The organism is Ochrobactrum sp. WV_118_8, from assembly GCF_039631535.1.
GTDB lineage: Bacteria > Pseudomonadota > Alphaproteobacteria > Rhizobiales > Rhizobiaceae > Brucella > Brucella anthropi.
Map to the genome: position 1 here is coordinate 1,694,929 of NZ_JBDIUZ010000002.1, position 19,611 is coordinate 1,714,539.

The window sequence follows — 19,611 nt, forward strand, 5'->3', positions numbered from 1 at the left end:
CGACGGATATCGGCAATAGCAATATGGCAGGCATAATATGAGCGGTTATTTTCTCTATCACTCGATCGGTACCTTTCCGGGTAAAGCGGAAAAGGTGAAAGCGGCACTTAGTCGTTATTCGGATATCTGGTCGGCAGAAAATGACTCTCAATGGCCGGCAATGCTGGCGGAGCGCGGGCATTTCATCCGAAGCTGGGAGAACCTGATTGGCGCTCCCGCAGGCTCCATGACTACTGCAGAGAATGTGACACTGGCCCTTTACAGTCTGATCGGTGCACTGCCTGAGGAATTATTGCGCGGCCGCCGAATTCTGGCCGCCGCCGATTGCTTCCCGAGTCTGCATTTTTTGCTGGCTGGGTTGCAGGCGCGGTTCGGATTTACGCTCGAAACCGTACCCATGAGACAGGGCGAGAGTTTTGTACGCGACGAGGATTTCATCGATGCTTGGGGCAGCGATGTTGCGATTGCGTTGGTGACATGGGTGTCGTCCACGACATCGAAGCGCGCCGACCTGGACCTGATGTCCAAACACGGCAGGCAGCACGGCACGATCATCGTTGCAGATGTCACCCAGGGCGTAGGCATCCGCCCCTTTTCCGTCGGAGAGATAGATGTCGTGGTGGGATCGTCTCTCAAATGGCTTTGTGGAAGTTCGGGAGCAGGGGCAATCTATGTGCGTCCGGGACTATTGACGACTTGCAAGCCGGAATTGCGTGGCTGGTTTAGTCAACCTAATCCGTTTTCCTGGGATCTTGATACTTTTGCCTATGCCGACGATGCGCGGCGCTTCGACCATGGCACGCCTGCCGTGCTGGCGGCTATAGCCTCGCAACCCGGCCTTGATTTTGTTTCCGCGACAGGTGTCGACATGCTGGCCCGGCATAACGAACTGTTGACCGGCAAGATTGTGGAACGGGTCGCTGCCAACACTGCACTGTCGTTGGTCTCTCCAGAAAGGCCTGAAGAGCGCGGCGGCAGCGTGATGGTGCAAGCGGTTTCGGCTGAAAAGGCGGCCGTGATCGTGACCGCATTGAAGGTTGAAAATTTTTACTGTGATTGTCGCAGTCGTATTCTGCGGTTTTCACCTGGGTCGGTGACCTCCCTGATGGAAACGGAAGCCTTGTGTGATGCGCTGGATAGGCTGGCGCTCGATTAAGCCTTTTGGTTCCATGCCGATTTCTGCTCGAACCTGTTGTTTTCACCGTATTTATGCGACACCCGGTGATCCTATCGGGTGGTAAAATGCTATAACTGAGGAACACGGAGACAAGGGATTTGAAGCAAATGATCGGTGAAACCCGTCTGTTGAAGGTATCCTCGCGCGTAACTGTGCAGGACGGTGTCTACCAACAGCTTCGCCAGGCTTTGATGTGGGGCTCATTCGAGCCGTCGCAGGCGGTGACGATCGCTTCACTTGCCGAGGAGTTCGGCACAAGCCATATGCCCGTACGTGAGGCGCTGCGACGGCTGGCGGCGGAGAACGGACTGGAAATCGCCCGTAATGGATCGGCACGTGTGCCTGATATTTCGCGGACACGGCTGGATGACATTTGTCGGGTCCGCGTTGCTCTCGAGGGGCTCGCCACCGAACTTGCAACGCCGCGGATGACGGCTGCCGATATTGACCGCTGTCTGACGCTCGCGCGGGAGCATGAAGCTCTCGGTCAAGAAGGCAAGATCTATGAGATGCTGCGCAAGAACCAGGAGTTTCATTTCACGATCTACGAACTATCGGGATCGGAAACATTACCCCAGATGATTGAAACGCTGTGGCTGCGACTTGGACCCTATATGCGCCTTCTTTCCAATCATGTCCGTCAGCAAGTGGACCAGGGTATTATCCATCCTTATTCAGCCTATCATTACGAAATGCTGGATGCCATTCGTGCCGGCGACGCAAAAAAAGCGGGCAGTCTGATGATCCAGGACATTGAAGCAACGCAACGACTTTTGCAGAAACTTTGTTAGGCATCGAGATACGCTTGCCTTGATTGCAGACTGACGCGCTCTAAAGGGCTGATCGTTGCGATGGACGTTAAACCCTTTCAAGCGCGATGGCGATACCTTGCCCCACACCGATGCACATCGTGGCGAGCGCAAAACGACCACCGCCAAGTTTCAGTTCCAGCGCTGCCGTGCCGGTGATGCGCGCTCCGGACATGCCGAGCGGATGTCCGAGAGCGATGGCACCGCCATTCGGATTGACGCGGATGTCGTCGTCGGCAACTCCAAGAAGACGTAACGTGGCCAATCCCTGGCTGGCGAAAGCTTCATTCAGTTCGATTATACCGAACTGCTCCTGCTTCATTCCCAGCCGTGCCATCAATTTCTGGCTGGCTGGCGCCGGGCCGATACCCATGATGCGTGGAGGAACTCCTGCCGTAGCACCACCCAGAACTCGAGCAACAGGCGTGAGGCCGAACTTGCGGGCAGCGGCTTCCGAAGCAATGATGAGCGCTGCCGCTCCATCGTTGACGCCCGACGCATTACCAGCTGTAACTGTTGCACCTTCCAGCTGGTTGATTGGTTTCAGTTTGGCCAGTGCGTCCAGCGTGGTTTCACGCGGATGTTCGTCAGCACCGACGACCACGGGATCACCCTTGCGCTGAGGAATGGAAACGGGCGTTATTTCTTGCGCCAGTCGGCCGTTGCTTTGTGCTGCTGCAGCCTTCTTCTGGCTTCGCAAGGCGAATTCATCCTGATCGGCGCGTGTGACCGCGTAATCGACAGCCACGTGATCCCCGGTCTCCGGCATGGAGTCGATGCCATATTGAGCTTTCATCACCGGATTGACGAAACGCCAGCCAATTGTCGTATCGTGAATTTCTGCGCGGCGGGAGAACGGGCTGTCTGCTTTAGGTAAAACAAAGGGCGCGCGGCTCATGCTTTCCACACCACCCGCAATCATAAGTTCTGCTTCGCCTGCACGAATGGCACGCGCGGCGGCAAGCACGGCGTCCATCCCGGAACCGCAAAGCCTGTTGATCGTCGTACCGGTGGCGGTAACGGGATAACCGGAAAGCAGTGCCGCCATGCGCGCAACATTGCGGTTATCTTCCCCGGCCTGATTGGCGCAGCCGAAAATCACGTCCTCAATCGCCTCGCAATCCAGTGCCGGATTGCGCTCGACCAGCGCTTTGAGCGGAATAGCGGCAAGATCGTCCGTGCGGATGCTGGACAACGCCCCGCCAAAACGCCCGATGGGGGTGCGGATGTAGTCGCAGATGAAAGCTTCTGTCATCGGGTTTCTCCAGTCTGGCGTGTCGCGAACAGGGGGCCGCCCTTGATCGAGGGAAAGCTGTAGCCGTTGACCAAAACGAGATCAATGTCGTCGGAATGGCGCGCAATGCCTTCTTCAAGCAGGGCTTCCCCTTCATACGCCATGGCGGCGAGCAGGCGCTGCATGATCGCTTCATCGCTGAAACTGCGAGGAACAATGGCGTTGCGCGCGCGGTAATCGTCGATCAGCGCGTGGACGTCGGGGTCGCTTGTGCGGACACCGTCCGCATAGCGATACCAGCCGAGACCGGCCTTGCAGCCAAAACGCCCGGCTTCGCATAGTTTGTCGGCAACGTCGAAATAGGGAAGGTTAGGATCGCGGCTTGCCGCCGCTCTCTTGCGCCGCGCCCAGGCAATTTCCAGGCCGGCCATGTCGTAAACCGCGAAGAGTCCCATCGGAAAGCCATAGGCTTCCATGGCACGATCGATATCTTCGGGATAGGCGCCTTCAGCCAGCATTTTCTCGGCTTCCGTGCGATAGGCCGAAAACATCCGGTTGCCGATGAAGCCTTCACAGACACCGGTGACGATGGGCAGCTTCTTGATTTTGCGGGCAAAGGCGATACCCGTTGCAAGCGTCTCGTCGGAGGTCTCCGCGCAGCGCACCACTTCCAGAAGCCGCATGATATTGGCTGGCGAGAAGAAATGTAATCCCAGCACCCGGTCGGTGCGGTTCGTAACGGCGGCCAGTTCATCCGGATTGAGATAGCTGGTATTGGTTGCCAGTATGGTTGCCGGAGGCAGCAAAGCGTCGAGCTCGCGGAACAGCGATGCCTTGACGGTGAAATCATCGAAGACGGCTTCGATGACGAGATCGGCATCGGCAAGCGCAGCCATATCGGCACTGACGGAGAGCTTTGCGCGTTGCGCGTCTGCGGCTTCGGTGGAAAGCCTGCCGGTATCGACAGCCTTCTGGATCATATCGCTGATCCGCGCATGGCCTTTGGCAGCTGCTTCCGCGGTCGTTTCATAGCCGATAACCGTGTAGCCAGCGGCAAGGCAGGCGACGGCAATGCCTGATCCCATCAGGCCGGTCCCGGCAATGCCGATGGTCGAAAGCGCCAGAGGTTTTGCCTCCATGCCTTCGACTTTTCCAGCGGCGCGTTCGGCAAAGAAAAGATGCCGCAAGGCGGCCGCCTCTTCGCTGTCGCGCAGGCGGATGAAGGTTGCCCGTTCCTCGGCCAGACCTTCGGCAATCGAGATCGTGGTGGAAAGCTGCACCAGCCGCGCGGCTTCGCCAGGGGCGGTCGCGCCACGCGCTTTCTTCAGTATCTTCGCTTTGGCCTGTTCAAAGGTGGCGGCATCGGGCGCGGTAACCGGCAGATCGCCGGTCCGGCGCAAAGGCTTGCCGACCAGCGCATGGGCAAGCGCGATGGCGTCGGTCACAAGATCGCCGTCCGAAATCCGGTTGATCAGGCCCAGTTGCTGCGCTTCGTCCGGGGCAATCTGGCGTCCCATGGCGATCATGTCCAGTGCTGCGAGCGACCCGATCAATCGGGGCAGGCGCTGTGTGCCGCCAGCGCCGGGCACGATCCCAAGCTTGACTTCCGGCAAGGCAAAGGAGGCGCTGGTCGATGCGATGCGGGCGTGAGCCACAAGTGCTACTTCAAGTCCGCCGCCCAAAGCGGGGCCGTTGATTGCGGCCACCACGGGTTTGTCGGCGTTTTCGATGATCGTGATGACATCCGGCAATGTCGGTTCAACCGGCGGTTTGCCGAATTCGCGAATGTCCGCCCCGCCGATGAAGATCTTGCCTGCACCGCTCAGCACGGTCGCCCGGATCGCAGCTGTTGCGGAAGCATGGTGAATGGCTGCGGCAAGCCCTTTGCGCACCTCGGCAGAGGTGGCATTGACCGGCGGGTTGTCGATCGTGACGACAAGAATGCCATCGACAACCATGCCTGTCACAACGGGGGAGAATTCGCGTCTATCGGCCATGGTGGTCTCAGTCCGGTATCACGGCAAAAGCCTGTATTTCTATCTTGGCCCGGTCTTCGACCAGCGCGACCACCTGCACCGCCGCCATGGCGGGGAAGTGCTTGCCGATCACATCGCGATAGGCGCGACCGATGCCTTTCAGATTGGCGTTATATTCAGCCTTGTCTGTGAAATACCAGGTCATGGAGGCGATATGCTCCGGCCTGCCGCCAGCTTCCGCCAGAATGGCGACGATGTTCTTCAATGTCTGCTCGGTCTGCTCGACAAAATCGTCGGTCTCGAACTGTTGCTGTTCGTTCCAGCCGATCTGGCCGCCGATATAGACGGTGCGCCCACGCGCTTCAACGCCATTGGCATATCCGATGGGGCGGGCCCAGCCTTGCGGCTGAAGTGTCTTATGCATGTTGTGTCTCCAGAAAATACGTGCGGGACAGGCTTAGTTGGCCTTCAGCAGTTCGCGCGCGATAATGAGTTTCTGCACTTCCGTTGCGCCCTCATAGATGCGAAGTGCGCGTATCTCGCGATAAAGCCGCTCGACGATTTCGCCGCTTTTCACACCGCGACCGCCAAACATCTGCACGGCCTTGTCGATGGTTTGCTGGGCGTTTTCCGTCGCAACCATCTTGGCCATCGCGGCTTCCTTGGTGGTGTTCAGCTTCTGAACGTCGCGCCGCCATGCTGCGCGATAGGTCAGAAGCGCTGCGGCGTCGATATCGGTCGCCATGTCGCCAAGCGTCGCCTGCGTCAGCTGCAAGTCGGCCAATGCGCCGCCGAACATCGGGCGCGACCGTGCATGGGACAGCGCCTCGCTGGCGGCACGGCGTGCAAAGCCAAGTGCTGCTGCGGCAACCGATGCGCGGAAAATATCAAGCGTGCGCATGGCGATCTTGAAACCTTCGCCCGGCGCGCCGAGGCGGCGCGAGGCCGGGATGCGGCAATTGTCGAAGCGGATCGTGGCCAATGGATGCGGCGCGATCACATCAATGCGTTCCGCGATGGAAAAGCCGGGATCGGTGGCGAAAACAACAAAGGCCGAAATGCCCCGTGTTCCCGGTGCTTCGCCCGTGCGGGCAAAGACGGTGTAGACATCGGCGATGCCGCCATTGGAAATCCACGTCTTTTCACCGTCGAGCACATAGTCATCGCCGTCGGCTCTGGCGGCGCAACTCATTGCCGCCACGTCGGACCCCGCCAGTTTTTCCGACAGGGCAAAGGCCGAAATCCATTCGCCGCTTGCCACTTTCGGCAGTACGGTCTGCTTGAGTTCGTCCGATGCCGTGAGGCTGATCGCACCGGTGCCAAGGCCCTGCATGGCAAAAGCGAAATCAGCGAGACCATCGTGGTAGGCCAGTGTCTCGCGGGCAATGCAAAGCTTGCGGGAATCGATACCTTCGCCGCCAGTCAGGCTGACTGCTGCTTCCAGCAGTCCGGCTTGGCCGAGTGCCTTCACCAGCGCGCGGCAGGCATTGTCCGTGTCGCTGTGGTCGACACCGGCCAGCGCCGGGCTTTTAGCAAAGGCATCCAGTTTTGCGGCCCAGTCGGTGTGGGCTTTGTCAAAAAACGGCCAGTCGAGATGCTCCCGCGTGAGCGGTTTTGCTGCGGAACTATCCATCGTCAGTTCCCCTCGAAAACGGGCTTCTGCTTGGCTGCGAAAGCCTCAAAGGCGCGGCGGAAATCCTGCGTCGCCATGCAAATGGCCTGCGCCTGTGCTTCCGATTCCACCAGCTCTTCAATGCCCATTGCCCATTCCTGATTGAGCATGGTTTTGGTCATGCCATGCGCGAACCATGGGCCATCGGCGATGTTGCGCGCCAGCGCTTCGGCCTTGCCGATGAGGTCGCCCTCCGGATGCAGCGCGTTGAAGAAGCCCCAGCGCTCGCCTTCGTCAGCGCTCATGAAGCGTCCGGTATAAAGCAGTTCCGATGCGCGGCCCTGACCGATCAGTCGCGGGAGAATGCCGCAGGCACCCATATCGGCGCCTGCGAGACCGACGCGGGTGAACAGGAAAGCCGTCTTTGCTTCCGGTGTTGCGATGCGCAAATCCGATGCCATGGCCAGAATAGCGCCAGCGCCAGCGCAAATGCCGTCAACGGCGGCAATGATCTGCTGCGGACATTTACGCATGGCCTTGACGACATCGCCCGTCATGCGCGTGAAAGCCAGAAGGTCGGGCATCGCCATTTTGGTCAACGGTTCGATGATCTCGAACACATCGCCGCCCGACGAGAAGTTTCCGCCAGCGCCGGTCAGGACGATGGTGCGTACGTCGGAGGCATAGACGAGATTGCGAAACAGGTCGCGCAGCTCGGCATAGCTTTCAAACGTCAGCGGATTTTTCCGGTCCGGGCGGTTCAGGGTCAGCGTGGCAACGCGACCGTCTTCGCTCGTCTGCCATAGAAAATGCGTCGCCTGATAATCCTTGAAAGGCTTCAGATTGCTCGCCATCGAAACAGTGCCGTCGCTCATCCTGCCATTACCTCCCCACCGGCGATTGCAATCGCCTGTCCAGTTATCGATTGCGCGCCGGGCGATGTGAGCCACAGCACGGTTTCAGCCACTTCTTCCGGCTGTATCAGGCGTCCCTGCGGGTTCGCCTTGACGAATTCCGCCAGCACATCGTCCTCCGACCGCCCGGTCTTCGCGACAATGGCGGCAATCGAGCGGGAAATGATCGGCGTATCGGTGAAGCCGGGGCAAACGGCGTTGACGGTCACGCCCTTGCGGGCGAGTTCCAGCGCCAGTGCTCTGGTCAACCCGACGACCCCGTGCTTTGCGGCGCAATAGGCCGAGACATAAGCATAGCCGCTCAGGCCCGCCGTGGAGGCGATATTGATGATGCGCCCGCCTTTGCCGCCCGCCTTGATATCGTCAAGGGTGGCCTGCGTTACATTGAAAACGCCGGTCAGATCGACGTCGAGTACACGGCTCCACATGTCGAGGCTGGTTTTCTCGAAAGGTGCGCTCGGTGCTTCCCCGGCATTGTTGACAAGAATGCTGACCGGCCCGAAAGCGGCGCGCGCGCTGTCCAGCCCGGTTGCAATGGCTTCGCGGTTGGTCACATCGAAACCATCGGCAATGAAGCATCGCTGCCAGTCCAGAAGGGCGGCGGTTGCTTCCAGCGGTTCGCGGCGGCGACCCGCCAGGGTCACATTGGCCCCGGCGCGCGCAAGACCGACGGCGATGGCGGCGCCGATGCCGCTACCGGCGCCGGTGACCAGCGCATGCTTGCCGGAAAGGGCAAGACCAACAGCGGCATCGTTCATCGCAATCTCCCGTTACTTCGCGCCTTGCGGCGCTGTGGCGGCGCGGGCGAGATTGGCTTCATACTGATATTTGGCGGAGCGATATTGCTTCGGCCATGCGATGGAGTTGATGCCGATTTTTGCCGCTTCGTGCAACGCCCAGGACGGATCGGCCAGATGCGGACGGGCCACGGCGCAGAGATCGGCGCGCCCGGCAGCAATGATCGAGTTGGCATGATCGGCTTCCGAAATCGCGCCGACGGCAATGGTCGGAATGTGGATTTCGTTGCGGATCTTGTCGGAGAACGGGGTCTGGAACAGACGGCCATAAACCGGCTTTTCTTCCTTCCAGACCTGACCCGACGAACAGTCGATCAGATCGGCACCTGCGGCCTTGAACATCTCCGCAAAGATCGCCGCATCTTCCGGCGTGTTGCCGCCTTCGAACCAGTCGTGGCAGGAAAGACGAACCGAGATCGGCTTGTCCTGTGGCCAGACTTCGCGGATCGCATGGAAGACTTCCAGCGGATAGCGTGCGCGGTTTTCATAACTGCCGCCATATTCGTCCTCGCGCCGGTTGGTGAGCGGCGAGAGGAAGCTCGACAGAAGATAGCCATGCGCACAGTGCAGTTCGAGCCAATCGACGCCAGCTTCTGCGGCGCGTTTGGTGGCGGCGACGAAGTCCGCTTTCACTCGATCCATGTCGGCGCGGTCCATCGCCTTCGGCGTCTGGCTGTGCTTGAGATAGGGAAGGGCGGAAGCGGACAGAAGCGGCCATGAACCCTCTTCCAGCGGCTGGTCGATCCCTTCCCATGCAAGCTTGGTAGCACCTTTGCGCCCGGCATGGCCGATCTGCATGGCAACTTTGGCATTGCTGTTGTTGTGCACGAAATCCACAACGCGCTTCCAGCCTTCGGCCTGTGCATCGTTCCAGATGCCGAGACAGCCGGGCGTAATCCGCGCATCAGGCGACACGCAGGTCATTTCGGCAAAGACCAGTCCCGCGCCGCCCATGGCGCGGCTGCCCAGATGCACCATATGGAAATCATCGATCAGGCCATCGGTCGCGGAATACATCGCCATCGGCGACACGACGATGCGGTTTGGCAGCGTCACGCCGCGCAGCGTATAGGGCGTGAACATTGGCGGCAGGCAACGCTCGTCTTCCGTCACGTTCAGCCCCTGCTTGCGGGCAAACCAGCGCTCATAGCCTTCCAGCCAGTTCTTGTCGCGCAGGCGCAGATTTTCGTGGCTGATGCGCTGCGAGCGCGTGAGCATGGAATACATGAACTGTTCCGGCTCCAGCGTGTCGGCATAACGCTGGCCTACGACCTCGAACCATTCCATGGCATTGCGCGCAGCGTTTTGAATGCGTGCGACATCGACCCGGCGGATCTCCTCATAGGCATGCAGCACTTCAGGAATGCCTTCCTTGCCGTGACCGAGCTTCTGGAACTGGTTGGCCAGTTCAATCGCGTCGTCGATGGCGAGTTTTGTGCCCGATCCGATGGCGAAATGCGCGGTATGGGCTGCGTCACCCATCAGCACCACATGGGAGTTGCCGTTGAAGTGGCTCCACTTTCCGCAAATCAGACGGTTGAAGTTCAACCAGGCCGAGCCGCGCATATGGCGCGCATTGGTCATCAGCGGCACGCCTTCCAGCGTTTCCGCAAACAGCTTTTCGCAGAAATCGATGGATGCAGTCTGGTCCATCTGGTCCAGGCCATGCGCCAGATAGGCTTCCTCGGTGGTTTCGATGATGAAGGTCGAGGTTTTGTCGTCGAACTTGTAGATATGCGCCTGGAACCAGCCGTGATCGGTCTTGCGGAAGTCGAAGGTAAAGGCGTCGAACAGCTTTTCCGTGCCGAGCCAGATATAGCGATTGGGCCGCACGATCAGATCGGGCTCGAACACATCCTCATAGCGATTGCGAATGCGGGAGTTCAGACCGTCCGAAGCGATGATGAGATCGGCGTCCGGGAAATCGAGATCGCTTTCCACGTCGGTTTCAAACTGAAGCTTCACGCCCAGCGCTTCGCAGCGCAGCTGAAGAATGTTGAGCAGGCGCTTACGGCCGATGCCGACAAAGCCATGACCGCTGGTGCGCTGGCGCGTGCCCTTGAACAGCACCTCGATATCGTCCCAGTGATTGAAGGCGTCCTGAATTTCGGCCGCACTTTCCGGGTCCCAGACCTTCATGGACTCCATGGTCGCGTCGGAAAACACCACGCCCCAGCCGAACGTGTCATAGGGGCGGTTTCGCTCCACGACCGTAATGTCATGTTCCGGATGAAGTTTTTTCATCAGAAGGCCGAAATAAAGGCCGGCCGGACCTCCTCCAATACACACGATACGCATGTTGAGTTCCCTTTCCGATATGCTGCCGAACGGCGCCGGTTAATTATTTTAAGTTTAAAATATAATTGGCGACTTCGACGCGTCAAGTGAAAAAATCGCCATCTTTTTCATATCGCCTACGACACAGGGGAAATGGCTGTGAACTAAAATATGCAAATGCAATAATTATAATCACACCAAAAACCGCTATTGACACAGTTTAGAATTGGAAAATATGCTGATGCAAATGAATTGATATTCCGGCAAACGGAAAAGGGGAACTATCATGGCGGAGCGGTCATTCGCCCGCGAGGTCGAGGATCTGAAACTCGGCTCAGGCGAAATTTTCAGTGGTGAAGGCATTCTCGCCATCACCAAGGCGCTGTTGCAGTCGGGCGTGTCCTATGTCGGCGGCTATCAGGGTTCGCCGATTTCCCACCTCATGGACGTTCTCGCGGATGCGAAGGACGTGATGGAAGATCTGGGCGTTCATTTCGAATCGTCCGCGTCGGAAGCTGCGGCTGCGGCCATGCTTTCCGCCTCCGTGATGTATCCGGTGCGCGGGGCGGTGACGTGGAAATCGACGGCTGGCACCAATGTCGCCTCCGACGCCCTGTCCAACCTTGCCTCTGGCGGTGTGACCGGCGGCGCGCTGGTCATCATCGGCGAGGATTATGGCGAAGGCTCCTCCATCATGCAGGAGCGCAGCCATGCCTATGCGATGAAATCGCAAATGTGGCTCTTGACGCCGCGGCCCAACCTGCCCTCGATTGTGGAAGCCGTTGAAAAAGGCTTCGAATTGTCGGAAGCCTCCAACACGCCGGTCATGTTGCAGGTCGGCATTCGCAGCTGCCACGTGCATGGTCAGTTTGTGGCGAAGGATAACAAGCGGCCTACCCACACGCTGGCCGAAGCACTGGAAAATCCGAGGCGCGACGTCAACCGCATCGTCCTGCCGCCTGCATCTTTCCTGCATGAGAAGGAAAAGCTCGAAAAGCGCTGGCCCGCAGCCGTCGAGTTCGTCAAAGCCAATCGTCTCAACGAATATTTCGGCCCGAAAGAGGGCGATGTCGGCATCATCCTGCAAGGCGGGCTTTACAACAGCGCCATGCGCGCCTTGCAGCAAATGGGGCTGGCCGATGTTTACGGCGAAAGCCGGGTTCCGCTCTATGTGATGAATGTCGCCTATCCGATGATAGACGACGAGGTCATCGACTTCGTTGCCGGCAAAAGAGCCGTGGTGATGCTGGAGGAGGGCGCGCCTGAATATATCGAGCAGGCGCTGCATACGCTGCTGCGCCGCCGCGATATACAGACAAAACTGTCCGGCAAGGACGTGCTGCCGCTTGGCGGCGAATACACAACGCCTGTGCTTTTGAAGGGCTTGACGGCGTTCTTCGATGCGCATGCGCCGCAATTGCTCGGCAACCGTCCGCCGCTGCCCGATCCGTCGCCGGTTCTGGCCGATGAGCGCGTCAAGGCGCTGGCCGAAGTGGTGCCGCCGCGCCCCGCAGGTTTCTGCACCGGTTGCCCGGAACGCCCGATCTTCGCCGCCATGAAGCTGGTGGAAAAGGAGCTCGGCGAGCATCACGTGTCAGCCGATATCGGCTGCCATCTTTTTTCCATTCTGCCGCCGTTCAATCTTGGCGGCACGACCATGGGCTATGGCCTTGGTCCGGCCTCGGCTTCGGCTTTCAACGTGCCTGCGGGCAAGCGCTCCATTTCGGTGATGGGCGATGGCGGTTTCTGGCACAACGGTCTTGCCACTTCGGTCGGCAATGCCGTCTTCAACAAGCAGGACGGCGTCATCCTCGTGGTCGACAATTACTATTCGTCGGCGACGGGCGGTCAGGACGTGATGTCCTCCAGAGCGATCAATCCGCGCCGCAAGACCAACAATTCCATCGTCGATGCGGTCAAGGGAATTGGTGCGGGCTGGGTCCGCCAGATCGACCACACCTATGACGTTGCAAAGATGCGCGACACGCTGAAGGAAGCGCTGACGACGGAAGAAAAAGGCCCAAAGATCATCGTGGCGTCGTCGGAATGCATGCTCAACAAGCAGCGCCGCGTGAAGCCGCAATTCGCCAAGGCGGTTAAAGACGGCAAGCGGATGGTCAAGCAGCGTTTCGGTGTCGATGAGGATGTGTGCACCGGCGATCACGCCTGTATTCGTCTGTCGGGCTGCCCTTCGCTTTCGGTGAAGCACACCGACGATCCGCTGAAGGACGATCCGGTCGCGGCCATCGACAATTCATGCGTCGGTTGCGGCAATTGCGGTGAGGTTTCGGAAGCGGCGGTTCTGTGCCCGTCCTTCTATCGCGCCGATGTCATCCACAACCCGACGGGTTGGGACAAGTTCGTGCATCGCCTGCGCTCGGGCGTCATCGGCTGGCTGCAAAAGCGCCGCCGCGCGTCGCGCATTGTCTTTGCGGATTGAGGAACAGGCCATGTCTACATTGAATGCATCGGCGTCCGCCCCTCTTTCGCAGGACAAGCCGCTATCGATTGCTATTCTCGCCATGGGCGGTCAGGGCGGCGGCGTTCTGGCCGACTGGGTTGTGGCGCTGGCGGAAACCAATGGCTGGGTCGCGCAGACCACATCCGTGCCCGGCGTGGCGCAGAGAACCGGCGCGACGATCTATTATCTCGAACTGTTGCGGGCCCGCGAAGGGGCGCATCCGATCCTGTCGCTGATGCCCACGCCCGGCGACGTCGATATCGTCATCGCGGCTGAATTGATGGAAGCGGGGCGCTCGGTGCTGCGCGGCCTCGTGACGCCCGACAAGACATTGCTCATCACCTCCACCCATCGCTCCTTCGCGGTGGGCGAAAAGGAAAAGCCGGGCGACGGCACCGGTAATCCGGTGGTGGTTGAGGACGCGACGGCCTTTGCAGCGCGCAAGACCATTGCCTTTGACATGGAAGCGCTGGCGACAAAAAGCGGCAGCGTGGTATCTTCGGCTTTGTTCGGCGCGCTTGCGGCTGCCGGCGCTTTGCCTTTCGACAAGGCCGCCTTCGAAGCGACCATCAAGTCTGGCGGCAAGGGCATCGAGGCAAGTCTCAGGGCTTTTGAAGCTGCCTATCAGCGCGCACTTGGCGGCGCGAATGACAAGCTTGCGGCAACGCCCGCAAAGCGGCTTGACCCTCTGCCCGAACGGTCCGATCATCCGGCACTTGACGGGCTTATCAAGCGCATTCGCAGCGAATTCCCGGGTGAATGTCATCCGATGTTTTTTGCGGGCATCAAGAAACTGACCGAGTTTCAGGACCCGGCCTATGCGGATGAATATCTGACCCGTTGCGCTGCCTTGCTCAAGGCGGATCGCGATAATGGCGGCACGGCGCATGGCTTTGCCTTCACCGAACAGGCGGCAAAATATGTCGCTATCGCCATGGCCTATGACGATGTGGTCCGGGTGGCCGATATCAAGGTGCGCGGCTCGCGGTTCGAGCGGGTGCGTAAGGAAATCGGCCTCAAGAAAGACCAGATTGCCTATACGACCGAATACATGCATCCGCGCATGGAAGAAGTGTGCGGCACTTTGCCCAAAGGCATCGGCGCCTGGATCGAAAATCGACCAAAACTCTTTGCCTGGCTCGACAAGCGCATCAGCAAGGGTCGCCGGGTGAATACGGGAACATTGTTCTGGTTCACCGGGCTTTATGTCGTGTCTGGCCTGCGTCGTTTCCGGCGCGGCAGCCTGCGCCATCAGCGTGAGGTCGAACATCGCGAAGCCTGGCTGGCGCAGGCGCTGGCCACCTTACCCAAGAATTACGATCTCGCGGTCGAGGTGCTTGGTTGCCGCCGTCTGGTCAAGGGTTACTCCGACACGCATTCGCGCGGCTTGTCGAAATTCGACCGCGTTCTGTCCGCCTTGCCTGTTCTGACCGAGCGGGACGACGGCGCGGCCTGGTTGCGGCGCCTGCGGCAGGCAGCCTTGCTGGACGAACAGGGTATCGCGCTTGATGGCGCGCTGAAAACAATCGCGACGCTCTGAGAGAAGCGCGCCGCTATTTCAAAGAAAAAAGGGGAAGGACTATGTCTCAAGCGCAGAGCATAGATGCGCCGGCTGTTGCCGGAAAGGAAATATCGGCAGGCAAAAGCCTGCTCGTCGTCGGCCTGTGCTGGCTTGCCATTTTTGCGGAAGGCTATGATGTCGGCGTCATCGGGGCCATTCTGCCCGCCTTGTCCGTCGATCCGGTCTGGCAATTGACACCGATAGAGCTTGGCGCCATCGGCAGCTACACGGTCATCGGCATGCTGATCGGCGGTATTCTTGCTGGCACGCTGAGCGAGCTTCATGGGCGCAAACCGCTATTCGTCGCCTGTATCACCCTGTTTTCGCTGTGCATGATCGTCAGCGCCATGGCGCCGTCGCCTTTCATCTTCGGATTGAGCCGATTTATTTCGGGCATTGGTCTTGGCGGGATTATACCGGTCGCCGCCGCGCTGACGGTGGAATATTCCCCGATCAAGAAGAAGAGCTTCAACTACGGTCTCATGTATTCGGGTTATTCAATGGGATTGCTTGCCGCTGCCTTGTGCGGTCGTGGCTTTCTGGAAGTCCATGGCTGGCGCACCATCGTGCTGATCGGCGCAATCCCGCTGCTGTTTGTTCCGATCTTCCTCGCATTCCTGCCGGAAAGCGTGGAATCGCTGGTCCAGCGCGGCAAGCATGATGCAGCACGCAAGACGGCAGCGCGCATGGGCGTCGGCGTTCCGGCGGCAATTGTCCGCAAGCATGGCAAGGTTGGTTGGCGCACCGTTTTCAGCGAAATCTTCTCCCCGAAAAAGGCGTTCGAAACCGCCTGTTTCTGGATCGCGCTCTTCATGGGGCTACTGCTGGTCTATGGTCTCGCGCAATGGCTGCCGCAGATCATGCGCAAGAATGGCTATGATCTTGGCAACAGCCTGCTGTTCCTTGCTGTCTTCAGCCTCAGCTCGGCGATTGGCGGTATTGTATTGGGCACATGGGCGGATCGCTTTGGCGTGCGCCGCACGGTTGCCTGCTCCTATGCGCTGGGCGCGCTTGGCATTGTGGCGCTCGCCTTCAAGGGCTCGCTGATGATGAACTATGTGTTTGTCGCGATTGCCGGTTTTGGCACCGTGTCCGCGTCGCTGGTTCTCACGGGCTTTCTTGCCCAGCGGCTCGATTCCTCGATCCGTTCTGCCGGAACCGGCTGGGCGCTGAGCTTCTCGCGCATTGGCGCGCTGTCGGGTCCGCTTCTGGGCGGATTGATCGCAAGCCTCAATGTCGGCCCGCAGTGGAACTTCTATATCTTTGCCATCGTCGCCGCTTTGGCCGCTGTGGCAACCGCGCTGATTCCGTCACGCTCGACGGACTAAGCCACGAAAAGGCCGATCCGCACTTGAGAGCGGATCGGCCTATTATTCAGCATACTATCAAAGTTCGTTCTTACGGATATTGCGCAGCATTTTCTGCAAGGTGCCGACAAAGGCGCGATGCTCGTCTTCATCAATGCCTTCAAACAATTGCAACAGCAGATCATACATGACCGGCCATGCTTCGTTAAAAATGTTGCGGCCTTCTTCGGTCATCGAAATATCGCGAATGCGCATGTCTTCTGCACGCGCCTGACGGCGGATGTAACCCTGCTCTTCAAGGGAATCGAGCGTGCGGCTCATCGTTGATTGTTCGGTCACGGTAAAGACCGCAAGCTCATTGATCGTGGCCGAAGGCGTGACACTCAAGACGGCCAGCGTTCGCAATTTGACTGTCGTGATCTGGCGGCCTTTCAGCGCCTCCGCAAGGTTCGCATTGTAGCGTGCCATCAGGCGGTTCATCAGGTAGGGCGCAAAACTGTTCAGGCCGATTTCGCCCAGCGAACGCGCGGGGTTCTCCTCCTGATGTTCGGAAGCCAGAACCGTACCTGAGAAGCGTTCCTCCATGAATTCCCTCACTTTAGATCATGGTTACAATAGTCATGCGCCCGATGCGGTGAGGCATCAGGCGCAACAAGGCGCTCTCATCGGTGTTAATATCGGTTGTGGAAAGATGCCAGAGAAAAAGGCGGATGCGATCTTGCAATCGCATCCGCTGCTGTTTCTGGATCAGGGGCGGGAGGCCTCACTCGAGATGCCGTTGCCGCTGGTGGCAATGGCAACCTTGTCGTCGTTGAGGCTGAAACTCTCGCGGGTGACTACAAGAACGATAGCCAGAATGATCGCTTCCATGATCGCGAAGGTCAGGAAGGCGCTGACAAAGGACCCGCCCGAAACCTTGATGACCACGCCCATGACCCAGGGCGAAATGAACGTCGCAAGGATGGCGAAGATTTCAGCATAACCAACCGCTGCTGTTGCCAGCTCTTCTGGGTATTTTTCACTGAGAAAGGCGAAGATTGCACCGCCGCCGAAAAGTGCCATGCCGCTCAGGAGCGCCATCAGGATGAGCCAGCCGAAGCCAAGCGGTATGGCCATGCCGACCGTGAACATTGCAGCGACGAGGACGGCAAGCACGGTTCCGAACTTGATCATCCCTGTTTTGTTCAGGCGGTCGGCGGCGTAACCGCCGATGACGAGAAACACGACCTGCGACAGTCCCATCAAGGTGCCGATCAGTGCTGCGTCTTCCACCGGCATCTGATGCACGGCAATATATCCGGGAATGACCCAGGTGGCGGTTCCGGCAATGGCCATCGTGCAGGCCGAAATGCCGAGGCTGCCGACGATAATCCATTTCGAGCGGAAGATGCTGGCCAGAGACGCCGTGGAGGTTTGCTGCTTTTCCGGCTCCCAGCGGAAATCCTTATAGCCGATATGAGCCGGATTGTTGCGGGTGAAGAGCAGCACAGCCGCCGCCGTCACCAGCGTTCCGATGGCAAGAATAGCAAAGAAGGTGCGCCAGCCGTAGGTGATGGAAAGCGGAATGCCAATCGCAAAGTCCAGCGTGATTGCAAGACTATAGGCCGCGAGGATCAAGCCGATCATGCTGCCGCGCCGCTTCTGCGGGAACCAGCCGATGATGAGTTTCATATTGCCGAGGAAGATTGCGGCATCGAAGAAACCGATGAACAGGCGCAACGCAATCAGCTGGGCATAGTTCTGTACATAGACTTGCGCCACCATGCCGACAGCGGTGCAGAACAGACCGATCAGCAGCAGCGACCGGGCATTCATGCGGCGGCTCAATTGTGACCAGACAATCATGCCGAGACCATAGGTCAGTGCGAAAATCCCCTGTGCCAGACCGGCCTGCGCGGAATCAAGCTGGAGCGTTTCCGAAATGAACGGTATCACTGCCGCAAAGGCGTACCAGTCAGCGGCGAGAAACATTTCGCATAAAAGCGCCAGCGCCAGCATGCCCCATTGCCAGCGCTTTATTCTGGATTGATCGAAGTCCGATAGGCTTTCCCATTGCATGGCTGGTTCCCCTTATTTTTACCTGCAAAGTTATGATGCTTCCTCGCGGGAGCGTGCTGTGCCCAATGTTTGAAGTCGGATCTCAGACCGTAGACAGGAAATCGCGCACAAGTGTCGCCGCAGCTGGCGCCTCTTCAAACAGCAAATGTCCGGTCGCGCCGAGTTTTTCCAGCCGTGCTTCATCGATCCCGCGCTGCCATTCTTCGGCATATTGCGCGGGGATGACCCTGTCTTCCTCGCCCCAGAGGATCAGGGTCGGCATGTGAAGCCGGTGCAGCCAGTGTCCAAGCTTCGGATTGCCGCGTCCGTCAGTTGCGTGGACCAGCGCCAGCGCACCCATTTCGCGTCCCAGTGCTTCATCGAACCGGCTGTCAGGCGCAGTTGGGAAATAGCGGAGTGCAACTGACGGATCATGCGTGAGATGGGCTGGGATATCGGCAGGCGCGACCTGAAACAGATCGGGAAGAGGGATTGCCGGAAGGTCAAGTCCGGCGGGCGCTGCCAGAAACAGCGCGGCGAGCCTGTCCGGCTGCCTGATCGCGAATTCTGCGGCAATCCAGCCGCCAAGCGAAAAGCCGCCAAGGCTGAATTGATCCAGCGCGAGTGCATCGAAGAAATCCATGTAATGGAGTACATAGTCGCCAATCTGCACGATATCGGCGTCGTCGTCGCTTTCACCGAAATTCGGATGAAACGGAATGATGAGCCGGTTTCGCGAAGCAATGTCGGCCAGGCTGTCAAAGCCGGGAAATGTCCCGGTTCCATGCAGAAAGACCACATCCTTGCCTTCACCCTTCACAAGATAGGTGACGGTTTTGCCTCGGATTTCGACCGTGCGTTTTTCAAAACTGCTCGAGTAATTCAACATCTTTCCACCTTATGCCGCTGGCTTGGTGTGACTGGACCAATTGCTTTTTCATCTGGTCGACGGCGCTGTCGATCCGCGCTTCCAAGGCCGGGGGCAGAAGCCCATCCGGTTCCAGGTCCGCCGAACAGGCATAAATGCCCGTTGCGACGGTTCCCGCTTCGAAAAAGCCGAAGAGCGGACGCAGATGATGCTCGACGACCAGCGCATGACGATGCCCGCCGCCCACAGCGCACAGCACGGTCGGGCGACCGCGCAGCGCGAGCGGATGGACGAGATCGAACACGTGTTTGAAAAGACCGGGATAGCTTCCCTGATAAACAGGGCAACCGACGATCAAAGCATCGCAATGTTCAATCTCTGAAATGAGGCTTTCGGATTGCCGGTCCAGCGCCTTGCGATTGACGGTAAACAGGTTCGGCCCGGCATGCGACAGGTCCAGATGCGTGACCGACACATCGTCTTCCGCTTCCAGCCTTGCGGCAATCGCCTGGGTTAGCCGGTGAACTTTCGTCGGGCGGTCACACCCGACGAAGCTGACAATATTTCGCGCCATGGCCGGT

At 58.9% G+C, this 19,611-nt stretch carries 16 protein-coding genes; 5 read left to right on the forward strand and 11 right to left on the reverse strand.

Translation table 11 applies throughout. From position 1 onward, the window contains the following. Positions 1-37 precede the first annotated feature (37 nt). Together ABDF71_RS22120 and ABDF71_RS22125 are read left to right on the forward strand one after the other, a co-directional pair. The gene (locus ABDF71_RS22120; protein ID WP_258124846.1) at positions 38-1,156 is read left to right on the forward strand and encodes an aminotransferase class V-fold PLP-dependent enzyme; all 1,119 of its coding nucleotides are present in this window, start codon (positions 38-40) and stop codon (positions 1,154-1,156) included. Between the two features lie 128 nt (positions 1,157-1,284). Continuing rightward, positions 1,285-1,968, forward strand: a complete 684-nt coding sequence (locus tag ABDF71_RS22125) for a GntR family transcriptional regulator (RefSeq protein WP_010659202.1) — start codon at positions 1,285-1,287, stop codon at positions 1,966-1,968. A gap of 67 nt (positions 1,969-2,035) precedes the next feature. Here ABDF71_RS22125 and pcaF read toward each other — a convergent pair whose 3' ends face one another. The 7 genes from pcaF to ABDF71_RS22160 are packed head-to-tail and all read right to left on the reverse strand — an operon-like array spanning position 2,036 to position 10,817. Then, entirely contained in the window at positions 2,036-3,241 is a 1,206-nt protein-coding gene (pcaF, locus tag ABDF71_RS22130; RefSeq protein ID WP_258124845.1) for a 3-oxoadipyl-CoA thiolase, read from the reverse strand. Next, positions 3,238-5,217, reverse strand: a complete 1,980-nt coding sequence (locus ABDF71_RS22135; RefSeq protein ID WP_258124844.1) for a 3-hydroxyacyl-CoA dehydrogenase NAD-binding domain-containing protein — start codon at positions 5,215-5,217, stop codon at positions 3,238-3,240. The genes pcaF and ABDF71_RS22135 overlap by 4 nt, the downstream gene beginning before the upstream one ends. A gap of 7 nt (positions 5,218-5,224) precedes the next feature. Further along, positions 5,225-5,620: a RidA family protein gene (locus tag ABDF71_RS22140; RefSeq protein WP_012093354.1), complete on the reverse strand. Its 396-nt coding sequence runs from the start codon at positions 5,618-5,620 to the stop codon at positions 5,225-5,227. 33 nt (positions 5,621-5,653) lie between these two features. After that, entirely contained in the window at positions 5,654-6,829 is a 1,176-nt protein-coding gene (locus ABDF71_RS22145) for an acyl-CoA dehydrogenase family protein (RefSeq protein WP_258124843.1), read from the reverse strand. Positions 6,830-6,831: 2 nt separating this feature from the next. After that, positions 6,832-7,683, reverse strand: a complete 852-nt coding sequence (locus ABDF71_RS22150; protein ID WP_258124842.1) for an enoyl-CoA hydratase family protein — start codon at positions 7,681-7,683, stop codon at positions 6,832-6,834. Then, the gene (locus ABDF71_RS22155) at positions 7,680-8,480 is read right to left on the reverse strand and encodes an SDR family NAD(P)-dependent oxidoreductase (RefSeq protein ID WP_010659196.1); all 801 of its coding nucleotides are present in this window, start codon (positions 8,478-8,480) and stop codon (positions 7,680-7,682) included. The genes ABDF71_RS22150 and ABDF71_RS22155 overlap by 4 nt, the downstream gene beginning before the upstream one ends. A 12-nt stretch (positions 8,481-8,492) precedes the next feature. After that, positions 8,493-10,817: a bifunctional salicylyl-CoA 5-hydroxylase/oxidoreductase gene (locus ABDF71_RS22160; protein WP_258124841.1), complete on the reverse strand. Its 2,325-nt coding sequence runs from the start codon at positions 10,815-10,817 to the stop codon at positions 8,493-8,495. Between the two features lie 265 nt (positions 10,818-11,082). Between ABDF71_RS22160 and ABDF71_RS22165 the strand changes: the two genes are divergently transcribed. The 3 genes from ABDF71_RS22165 to ABDF71_RS22175 are packed head-to-tail and all read left to right on the forward strand — an operon-like array spanning position 11,083 to position 16,146. Then, entirely contained in the window at positions 11,083-13,236 is a 2,154-nt protein-coding gene (locus ABDF71_RS22165; protein WP_258124840.1) for a ferredoxin family protein, read from the forward strand. Positions 13,237-13,246: 10 nt separating this feature from the next. Further along, on the forward strand, positions 13,247-14,797 hold the full coding sequence (locus tag ABDF71_RS22170) for an indolepyruvate oxidoreductase subunit beta family protein (protein ID WP_258124839.1): 1,551 nt from the start codon (positions 13,247-13,249) through the stop codon (positions 14,795-14,797). A gap of 41 nt (positions 14,798-14,838) precedes the next feature. Then, entirely contained in the window at positions 14,839-16,146 is a 1,308-nt protein-coding gene (locus ABDF71_RS22175; RefSeq protein WP_151664732.1) for an MFS transporter, read from the forward strand. A gap of 57 nt (positions 16,147-16,203) precedes the next feature. On the opposite strand, the gene ABDF71_RS22180 is transcribed toward ABDF71_RS22175, so the two are convergent. The 4 genes from ABDF71_RS22180 to ABDF71_RS22195 form a co-directional block, all read right to left on the reverse strand. Beyond that, on the reverse strand, positions 16,204-16,710 hold the full coding sequence (locus ABDF71_RS22180; RefSeq protein WP_010659191.1) for a MarR family winged helix-turn-helix transcriptional regulator: 507 nt from the start codon (positions 16,708-16,710) through the stop codon (positions 16,204-16,206). A 162-nt stretch (positions 16,711-16,872) separates the two neighbouring features. Continuing rightward, the gene (locus ABDF71_RS22185) at positions 16,873-18,183 is read right to left on the reverse strand and encodes an MFS transporter (protein WP_258124837.1); all 1,311 of its coding nucleotides are present in this window, start codon (positions 18,181-18,183) and stop codon (positions 16,873-16,875) included. Positions 18,184-18,265: 82 nt separating this feature from the next. Further along, a complete protein-coding gene (locus ABDF71_RS22190) occupies positions 18,266-19,051 on the reverse strand; it encodes an alpha/beta fold hydrolase (RefSeq protein ID WP_258124835.1) in 786 nt (261 codons plus the stop codon). Continuing rightward, positions 19,026-19,604 (reverse strand): NAD(P)H-dependent oxidoreductase, encoded by a 579-nt coding sequence (locus ABDF71_RS22195; protein WP_151615254.1) that lies wholly within the window; start codon positions 19,602-19,604, stop codon positions 19,026-19,028. Before ABDF71_RS22195 ends, ABDF71_RS22190 begins: the two co-directional genes overlap by 26 nt. Between the last annotated feature and the right edge of the window lie 7 nt (positions 19,605-19,611).